At 72.3% G+C, this 8,662-nt stretch carries 8 protein-coding genes; 5 read left to right on the forward strand and 3 right to left on the reverse strand.

Annotation, left to right across the window (positions count from 1 at the left end):
- Positions 1-278: 278 nt before the first annotated feature.
- The 4 genes from ABGB21_RS30300 (at position 279) to ABGB21_RS30315 (ending at position 3,327) form a co-directional block, all read left to right on the forward strand.
- Complete coding sequence (locus ABGB21_RS30300) at positions 279-977, forward strand: hypothetical protein (protein WP_347656674.1); 699 nt, start codon at positions 279-281, stop codon at positions 975-977.
- Positions 974-2,179: a S8 family serine peptidase gene (locus tag ABGB21_RS30305; protein WP_347680640.1), complete on the forward strand. Its 1,206-nt coding sequence runs from the start codon at positions 974-976 to the stop codon at positions 2,177-2,179. Before ABGB21_RS30300 ends, ABGB21_RS30305 begins: the two co-directional genes overlap by 4 nt.
- Positions 2,180-2,351: 172 nt before the next feature.
- Positions 2,352-2,621, forward strand: a complete 270-nt coding sequence (locus ABGB21_RS30310; RefSeq protein ID WP_347680642.1) for a hypothetical protein — start codon at positions 2,352-2,354, stop codon at positions 2,619-2,621.
- A gap of 25 nt (positions 2,622-2,646) precedes the next feature.
- A complete protein-coding gene (locus tag ABGB21_RS30315; protein ID WP_347680644.1) occupies positions 2,647-3,327 on the forward strand; it encodes an acetoacetate decarboxylase family protein in 681 nt (226 codons plus the stop codon).
- Here ABGB21_RS30315 and ABGB21_RS30320 read toward each other — a convergent pair.
- A complete protein-coding gene (locus ABGB21_RS30320; RefSeq protein ID WP_347680646.1) occupies positions 3,248-4,249 on the reverse strand; it encodes a LysR family transcriptional regulator in 1,002 nt (333 codons plus the stop codon). The genes ABGB21_RS30315 and ABGB21_RS30320 overlap by 80 nt on opposite strands.
- Positions 4,250-4,358: 109 nt before the next feature.
- Here ABGB21_RS30320 and ABGB21_RS30325 point away from each other — a divergent pair, with 109 nt between their 5' ends.
- The gene (locus ABGB21_RS30325; RefSeq protein ID WP_347680648.1) at positions 4,359-5,186 is read left to right on the forward strand and encodes a methyltransferase domain-containing protein; all 828 of its coding nucleotides are present in this window, start codon (positions 4,359-4,361) and stop codon (positions 5,184-5,186) included.
- A 113-nt stretch (positions 5,187-5,299) separates the two neighbouring features.
- On the opposite strand, the gene ABGB21_RS30330 is transcribed toward ABGB21_RS30325, so the two are convergent.
- Both ABGB21_RS30330 and ABGB21_RS30335 read right to left on the reverse strand, forming a co-directional pair.
- Complete coding sequence (locus tag ABGB21_RS30330) at positions 5,300-7,369, reverse strand: PQQ-dependent sugar dehydrogenase (protein WP_347656685.1); 2,070 nt, start codon at positions 7,367-7,369, stop codon at positions 5,300-5,302.
- A gap of 85 nt (positions 7,370-7,454) precedes the next feature.
- A partial coding sequence (locus ABGB21_RS30335) for a LamG-like jellyroll fold domain-containing protein (RefSeq protein ID WP_347680650.1) occupies positions 7,455-8,662 on the reverse strand: 1,208 nt, incomplete at its 5' end.

The raw sequence follows: 8,662 nt of genomic DNA on the forward strand, positions 1-8,662 counted from the left end.
CAGCGGGGTTCCCGCCCGGCGCTCCCGGCGCTCCCGGTGCTCCACCGCCGACCGGGGCCGGTCCCACCGTCGGCCCACCGCCGGTACATCCCGCACCGGCGGGCTACCCACCGCAGCCGACGGGACATCCGACGCCGCCGGGATATGCCGCGCCGCCGGGATATGCCGCGCCATCGCCGGCACACCATGCGCCGCCACCGGGATATCCGGCGCCACCGCCAGCACATCCCGCGCAGCCGCCAGACGCGGGAGGTAGGCAGCGTGGCCGCAAGCGCCGGGTGATCGGTGTGCTGGCCGCGGTGCTCGCCGTGTTCCCGCTCCTGGCCGCCGGCGGACTGGTCGCCAACGAGATCAAGAACCGCCGGATCCAGATCAGCAACGACGCGTTCATCCCGCTCGCCTGGCACAACCTGCGCGCCGACGAGATCTTCCCGGACGTGCTGAACGAGCCGTCAACCCTCGGACAGCATTCGAGGGGCTGGGTACGCCAGGGCGTCGCGGAGGAAAGCGACTGCACGGAGGCGTTGGTCGCCAAACTTGCCGAGATCGCGGTCAGGGAAGGCTGCACCACCGCCCTGCGGGCGACCTACGTCGACACCGGAGGCGAGGCGGCGGCCACCATCGCGCTCTGTGTGGTCGGCTCGAACGATCAGGTGGCGACGATCACCGGGGCGGGGTTCAGCGTGGTGGCGGACAGGCCGGGACCGATGGTGATCCCGGTGGCGGTGCCGAAGACCGCCGCCGCGGGATGGCAGAAGAAGCTGGGGTACGGCGGCGGCACCGAGGGAGCCAGTCCCTTCGGCCCGTACCTCGCGGCGATCACCGTCGGCCCGGCCGACCCGAACCGCCGGTACGGCAAACTGCCCGCCGACTGGAAGCACACCGGAGAACAGGAGCTACGGGTCTACCAGATCCTCGCCCGCGACCTGCTCGGTGCGTACTCACGTACCTTCGACAACACGGTGAAAGGGCAATGAGCCGGTGGTGCCGGGCGGCGGCGCGGACCGTCGTCAGTGTGGGTGTCGGTACGGTGCTGCTGTTCTCCGCGACACCGGCCCTCGCCGCCGGCCAGGGCTGGGAACTCGACGCACTCTCGGTCCCGGCCGCGCACCGGATCAGCCGTGGTGACGGGATCACGGTCGCGGTGATCGACACCGGGATCCGCACCGAGCATCCGTTGCTGGACGGGCGTGCCACCGAGGGGCCGGACCTCCTCAACGAGACCGACCAGAAGGAGTCGTGGTACGGCCAACACGGCACGATCATGGCCTCGAACGTGCTTGACGTCGCCCCGGACGCGAAGGTGCTCGGACTACGAGCGATCCGGGACACCGAGGACCCGGACTTCGAGACCGGGATACCGGGAACCACCCTGGCCCGGGCCATCCGGCAGGCGGCGGACACCGCCGAGGTCCGGGTCATCTCGCTCTCGCTCGGCACGGAGTCCCTGATCGGCGCGTACGACGCCGACGAGATGCTGGCGGTCCAGTACGCGCTCGGCAAGGGGATCGTGGTGGTCGCGGGCGCCGGCAACGATGCCAGGCACCTGAACCAGGTCAGCTATCCGGTCGGCTATCCCGGGGTGCTCGGTGTCGCCGCGAGTACCCCGACCGGTGCTCGGGCGCCGTTCTCCAGCGTCCACTCGTACGTGGACGTGGCCGCGCCCGGCGTGCAGATCTGGGGTGCCGAGTTCAACTCGACCGGCCGCAAATCCGGTCAGGGCACCTCGCAGGCGACGGCGTTGACCTCCGGAGTCGCCGCGCTGATCCTGGCCAAGTACCCGAAGCTGGCCCCACGTCAGGTCGTCGAACTGCTCGAACGCACCGCCTCGCATCCGGACCGGCACGATCCGGAGACCGGGTACGGCGTGATCGACGCCGAGAAGGCGTTGCGTGCGGCGGCCAAGGTGAAACCGCAGCCGTTTGTCATGGTCGGCAAGGAGCGCGCGGGTGAGCACTTCGGCCCCGGCGACGACGGTACGCCCCGGCGCATCGCCCAGCCGTGGGACAGGACCTCCGTGGTGGTGATCGGTGTGTTCGGGCTGATCGCCCTGCTCATGCTGGTCGGCGGCCTGCTGATGGTGGGCAGTGGCCGTCGGGCCCGCCGACGGGCGCAGGTGGCGGGCGGTTTCGGCAACCCACCCGTACCGGGCCCTCCCCCACCGCCGCGAACGTGGTGAGCGCGGCCGGCGCCGCCGGTCCCCACCGGATCCGCGCGGCGTCGACCCGGTCGGCCGGTTGGTGACCGGGTGCGGGCCGGTGGCGACGGGCCTACGGTGGAGACGACGACCCCGACCAGCGGCTGCGTGCCGACGGGCCGACGATCGGCGACGGTTCGCCCGCGATCTGCGATTGGCCCTGCTCCGCGAGCACCTGGACGTCACCGACGACCGGGACCTGCTGGATCCCGACTCGAGGGTCCGGGCGGTCGACCGGGCCGCCGACGCGCTACAGGCCTGGCACGAGCGTGGCCGTCGGGGTGCCCGACCGCCGGGTCGGCTCCGCCCGCACCGGACCAGGCGGCTGCCGTGGCACCAACGGCTCTGGGCGGTCCCCGCCTACCGTGTCATCTACGACCCGGACGGGCGGGCCTGGCGGGACCGGCGGGCCGGCCACTGGTGAGGACAGACCGGAGCAGGAGGGGCGAGTGACCTATCCACCGGAGCCGTGGCGGCTGCGTGGCCGGATGTACGTCTCGGTCTGGGCACTGCGTCGGGCGGAGCTACCCCGGCTGCCGGAAGGGCTGGCCCGGGTGTTCCGGCCGGTGACGCTCGCCGGTCGCGGGCTGGTCGGGGCCGCCTGGGTGGTCTACAAGCCCGGCGGGCCGCTGCACTACCGCGAGTTGCTCTCGGCGCTGCTGGTCCGGGCCGGGTTGCGGCCCCGGGTCAGCATCACGCACATCTGGGTGGACAGTGTGGCCTCCCGGGACGGCGGCCGTGAGCTGTGGGGCATCCCCAAGGAGCTGGCCGAGTTGGAAATCGGCGACGATGGCCCGACGACCGGGACGGTGGTGGAGGGGGTCATCGCGTCGGCCCGGACCCCGACCGGACCGATCGCGGGGGCGCTGATCCGGACCGGTCGTCGGCTGCCCGGACGCTGGCTGGTCCGCTTCCGGGTGGCCCAGTTGCTCGGCGGGCGGCTCCGGACCACCCGGGTAGGGTGCCGCACCACCGTGGGCACGGCCGCCGCGACCTGGGATATCGATCCCGCCGGTGCGTTGGCCCACCTCGCCGGCCGTCGACCGCTCTTCACCCTCGCCCTGCCGCATTTCCGGATGGTCTTCGGGTCGGCCGCGCCGGCATCGGACGGGTCGGCCCCTGGCGGGTGAGGTCACCGAGGACAGCCAACATCGCCGCGGCCGCCGGCGAGCGGTACTCCGCGGCGGCGGTGGCCGCGTACAGCCGGCGGGCCGGCAACGCCGGGATGGTGGGCCGCACCACCACGTCCCGACGCAGACCGGGCTGGGCCAGGGTCGGTACGAGCGCGACGCCGGCACCCGCCGCCACCAGGGCGGCCTTGCCGTTCCAGTCGTCGCACCAGAAGCCGATCCGGGGTGGGCAGCCGAGCGCCTCGGCGAGCGGGGCGATCGGCCCGAGACAGTCCGGATAGGCACCGTCGATCCAGTTCTCACCGCCCAACTCGGCCAGTCTGATCCGCCGGCGCCGGGCCAGCCGGTGCGTCGCCGGCAGCAGCACCTGGAGTTCCTCGTCGCACAGGGGCAGCAGGTCGACGCCCTCGACCTCGGTCCGGGGCGGGTCGGCGGTGCCGTACCTGGCCTCGTCCGGGTCCGCGTACAGGTGCCAGCCGGTGACCAGCGCCAGGTCGACCTCGCCGTTGCGGACCGCGTGCAGTGGCCGGTCCCGGTCGGTCTGCCGCAGGCTCAGGGTGACGCCGGGATGAAGCTCGCCGAACCGGCGAATGGCCTCCGGCACCAGGTACGTGTTGGCGCTGGGGAACGCCGCCAGCCGCAGGTCACCGGTGGCCAGTCCGGCGAAGGAGGCGAGGCGGGCCTCCAGGGCTCGCAGCCGGTCCAGGGCGTCGCGGGCGAGTTCGATGGCGACCGCCCCGGCCGGCGTCGGTCGGACCCCGCGCGGCACCCGGCTGAACAGCGGTACGCCCAGGCGTCGTTCGAGGCCGGCGACCTGTCGGGAGACGGCGGGCTGGGTCAGGGTCAGCGCCGACGCGGCGGCGGAGAACGAGCCGTGCTCGCCGACCTCGACCAGTACCCGCAACGACCAGGTGTCCAGCATGCGCGGAGCTTATGGCACCCCCGACGGATCCGCAGTTGTCCGCATGCCTGACCGGGCCGACGCTTGGTTGGTGGGCTCAACCGGAGCGACGCGGACGAGAGGGACCGGGATGACGCGGATCGTGAACACGGAGCAGGACGTCGCGTGGAACGGCGCCGAGGGTGCGCACTGGGCCGAGCACAACGACGGCGATCCGGTGAACCGGGAGCTGACCGAGGCGCTGCTGGGCGCCGCCGGGATCGGGCCGACGACCCGGCTCCTCGACATCGGCTGTGGCACCGGGGAGAGCACCCGGATGGCCGCCCGGCTCGCACCGCACGGGCACGCCCTCGGCCTCGACCTCTCCGCGGTGATGCTGGAGCGGGCCCGGGCGTCGGCGCTCGCGGCCGGCCTGGACAACGTGACGTTCGAGCAGGGTGACGCCCAGGTGCACCCGTTCGCCGAGGGCCGGTACGACGTGGCGGTCAGCCAGTTCGGCATCATGTTCTTCGCCGATCCGGTCGCCGCGTTCCGCAACATCGGCCGTGCGCTCCGGCCCGGGGGTCGACTCGTCTTCCTCTGTCCCCGCGAGATGACCGCGAACGCCTGGTACGTGGTGCCGATCGCCGCGCTGGACGGCGGCGCGGGCCGGCTACCCGACTCGGCGATGTTCTCGCTGGCCGATCCGGCGCACCTCACCGCGGTGCTCACCGACGCCGGTTTCCGGGAGGTACGCCCGGAACCGCTCGACCTGCCGATGGCGTTCGGCACCGACCTGGCCGAGGCCACCGGCTTCTACCTCGGCTCCGGACCGGTCCGGGCGGTCCTCGAACGCTCCCCCGACCTCACCCCGGAGCTGGCCCGGACGCTGCTGGTCGAGGCGCTGCGCCCCTACCAGGGGCCGGACGGGGTCCGGATCCCCGGCGCCAACTGGCTGGTCACCGCCACCCGACCGTAGTCGGGTGGCGGTGACCGACCTGGGCGGTCCGGTCCGGCCACGGGGGCGGACCGGACCGCGGGCTCGGGCGGAATCCCCGCCGACTGCCGAGGGCCCGGCCTGCCGGTCCGGGCTCAGACCGCCGGCGTGCCGCGTACGGTCAGGTCACGCAGGCTGCCGACGTTGTCGAAGGAGCCGAAACCGACCCGCCCGGAGCCGAACGTGGTGTCCCGGGCCGTCATCAGCGGGTCCTTCGCACCGTCCACATAGACCCCGATCTCGCCGGTGGCCGGCAGGTGCTTGACCCGCACCTCGTGCCACTTCGCGTCGGTGACCGCCGGCGCGGCGCCCTCCGAGCGTCCGTTCCACTGGTAGTCGAGCCGTTCCCGGTCAGCATTGTTGACCTTGAAGATGCCGTTGTGCGGCAGGATCGTGTTGTCGGTGGAGAGGTGTGCGTAGTAGAACTCGGTGTCCGACCGCCAGCCGAAGACGATGATCACGTCCCGGTTGGTCACCTCGACCGGGGTGTCGAGCCGGACGTCGGCCCGGATCTCCACCGCGCCGAACTCCGGTCCGGCGGTCAGCACCGCGTACTCGAACGGACGCCGCGGACCCGGACGCTGCACACCGGCCTCGGCCAGGACCACCTTGTCACCGGTGAACATCCACTTCGCCGGGGTGACCGGCGCCCAGTTGGACGGCCGCATGGTGTCCCGGACCCACGTGGCGCCGACCTTGGCGGCGGCGTACTCCCGGGTCCCGGTCACCTTCCAGACCCTGCCGTTCGCCTTGGCGAGGATGTACAGCTCGCCCTGGTTGTCGGTGCCGAACCGCAGGTCCACCCGGTTCGGGTCGCCGGGCGCCCCGGGGCCGGAGAGGTCCTGCATCCGGACCGGGGTGCCGGCCGCGTCGAAGAGCGCGAGCCGGTGGATCGGGGCCAGGTCGCGACCCCGGCGCATCTGGTCGACCTCGGTGTAGAGGACCCGGCCGTCGACCAGGTCGCCGAAGACGTACTTGCCGCGCAGCGCGGGCACGTCCCGACCCCGGTAGACAAATCCGCCGGCCACCGCGACGCCGACGTCCGAGGTGCAGTTCCAGCCGGGGGCCGGCTCGTGGTCGTACGCGGCGACCGGGTACGTGTACCCGTACTGCGCGTCGTCGGCCGGCAGCGGGAAGATCTTGTCACAGGGGGCGGTCGACGTCTTGTCGAAGACGAAGGCGCCCTCCCGCTCGCTCCAGCCGAAGTTGTCGCCGGCCTTCACCTCGTAGATCGCCTCGATGGCGTGCTCGCCGATGTGGCCGAGATACATCTTGCCGGTCTTGCGGTCCCAGCTGAACCGGTGCGGATCCCGCATGCCGACCGCGTAGATCTCGCCGAGCGCACCAGCCTGCCCGACGAACGGGTTCGACGGCGGGATGCCGTAGCGCCCGTTCGGGGCGTTGGTGCCGAGCGGGTCGATCCGCAGCAGCTTGCCGTGCGGCATCGCCAGGTTCTGCGGGTCGGTGTTGCGGACCCCGGTGCCGCCGTCACCGGCCGCGATGTAGAGCAGGCCGTGGTCGCGGTCGCCCTTCTTCCGGGTCGGGTCGAAGTTGATTTCCTGGATGCCGTGCACCTGGCCGCCGAAGCCGATCCGCAGCACCTCCCGGTGGGTGCCGGCGAAGGTCTCCGCGGTCGGGTCGGTGGCGGTCCACTCGGTGATGATGCCGTGGTAGACGACGCTGCTCTGGGAGTAGTCCGGCACCACGGTCGTCGAGGAGGCCGCCTCGGTGTGCACCGTGTAGAACTTGCCGTTGCGCCTGAACTCGGGGTGGAAGGCGACGTAGCCGAAGCCCTGGCCGAGGCCGCGTCCGGAGAAGAACCGAGGTGCGAAGGTGGCTGCCACGTCGAGGTAGACGTACGGCGTGCCGCCGGGTCGGACGAGGTAGAGGCTGCCGTTGAGGTCGGGGACGGCCCGCCGCCCGGAGCCGTCGGGCAGCTCCATGATGGTGTTGATCCGGGCCTGTCGCATCAGTCGGGCGTCGACGGGTGCCGGGTTCGGCTCCGACTTCGGGAACGCGGCGAACTCGGTGAGCACGAGGCCGAGCCGCGACTGGGTCTGTTGTTCCGGTACCGGGTCGTAGATCGGGTCGGCGGCCTGCGCCGGCCCGGTCCCGACCAGGGTGCTCAGCACGAGGGCGGCGGCGGTGAGCGAGGCCGCCGTCACGGATCTGCGGAGGCGTGGCGGAGATGAGGTGCGCACGCGGGTCACTCCAATCTCGGGGACGGGGGGGTTCGGGTGGGGGTCAGCGTCACCCGGTCAGGTGGCGGTACTGCTTCTCGACCTGGCGGGCGGAGACGACCCGGTCGAGGAACATCAGCGAGTCCATCCGGCAGTCGCAGGGGTTCTGCTCCCGGGTGTCCTGCGGGAAACTGCCACCGATCTTGATGCCACGGGGGTCGGTCGCCGTCGTACGGTGCTCGCCCGGCCCGGCGACCAGCCACGGGTCGTCGGTACGGGTGTAGAAGCCGTCGATCGGCTTCCCGTTGCGGTAGAGCGCCATCGCCCCGGTGGTGAAGTCGAAGGTGGCGGCGAGGAAGACCCACTCCCCGACCGGCAGCAGGGTACGCCAGTCCTCGCTGGCCGCGTACGTCTGCGAGTTGCCGCCGTCCAGTCGCCGGCCGAGCGCGACCAGCCGCAGTTCGCCGTTCACGTCGATGAGTTCGAGCAGCGCCCGTACGCCGTGCCCGTCGGAGTCACCGGTCAGGACGCCGGCCAGCCCGATGGCGTTGAACCGGTCGTCGGGGTTGGCGGTGTTGGAGTTGGGTCTCGGGTTCTCGCCGGTCATCTTGACCCAGCCCATGACGGTGATGCCCTCGACGGCGTTGAACGCCCGCAGGCTCGGTACGCCGGTCGCCGAGTAGATCCCGGCCTTCCAGTCGTCGTTGCCGGCCTCGGTCGGGTTGACCTGCCGGGTCTGCAGGGCCCGCCCGCTGCCGGGATAGGCGCGGTCCGGCACCCGCATCGCGGCACCGCCGTTGACCAGGTCGATCGTGGTGCCGGAGCGACCCTGGTCGGATTCCCGGGCGGAGTCGCCCCGGACCGGGTGGTCGAAGTCGTAGAAGGCGACGAGGTGGTGTCGCAGGGACGGGTGGACGTCACGTGGCCTCTTGCCGCCGGCCTGCGCCGGCGGAACGGCCACGCTGCTGGCCAGTACCGCCGCCAGCAGGGCGGCGGTCGCGGCGACAGCGCGCCGGGATCTCGACATCGCGTACACCTCTTTCGGGTACGGCGGTCCGGTCAGCGCCGGTGGAAGCGCTTTCCGCGACCGCGTCGAACTATGGAGTTGTGCGCCTGGTGCCAGGGTGGTGGTGCCGACGGTGGTGGCCGGGGCGCCCCGGACCCGCAGGGCGGCGTACCCGATCGGGACCGCGAGCGCCGCGACCAGCAGGCCGGCGGCGGCGAGCGCGACGAAGCTCGGCAGCCCCGCCTTCACCACGACCAGTCCGGTGGCGTAGC

This window comes from Plantactinospora sp. B24E8 (assembly GCF_039871735.1).
In the GTDB taxonomy this organism is placed as follows: Bacteria; Actinomycetota; Actinomycetes; order Mycobacteriales; family Micromonosporaceae; genus Plantactinospora.

What these genes read in the sequence shown, in the direction of transcription:
- ABGB21_RS30320 (WP_347680646.1), bottom strand. Translation starts at nt 4,249, where the DNA reads ATGCTGGACACCTGGTCGTTGCGGGTACTGGTCGAGGTCGGCGAGCAC.
- ABGB21_RS30325 (WP_347680648.1), top strand. Translation starts at nt 4,359, where the DNA reads ATGACGCGGATCGTGAACACGGAGCAGGACGTCGCGTGGAACGGCGCC.
- ABGB21_RS30305 (WP_347680640.1), top strand. Translation starts at nt 974, where the DNA reads ATGAGCCGGTGGTGCCGGGCGGCGGCGCGGACCGTCGTCAGTGTGGGT.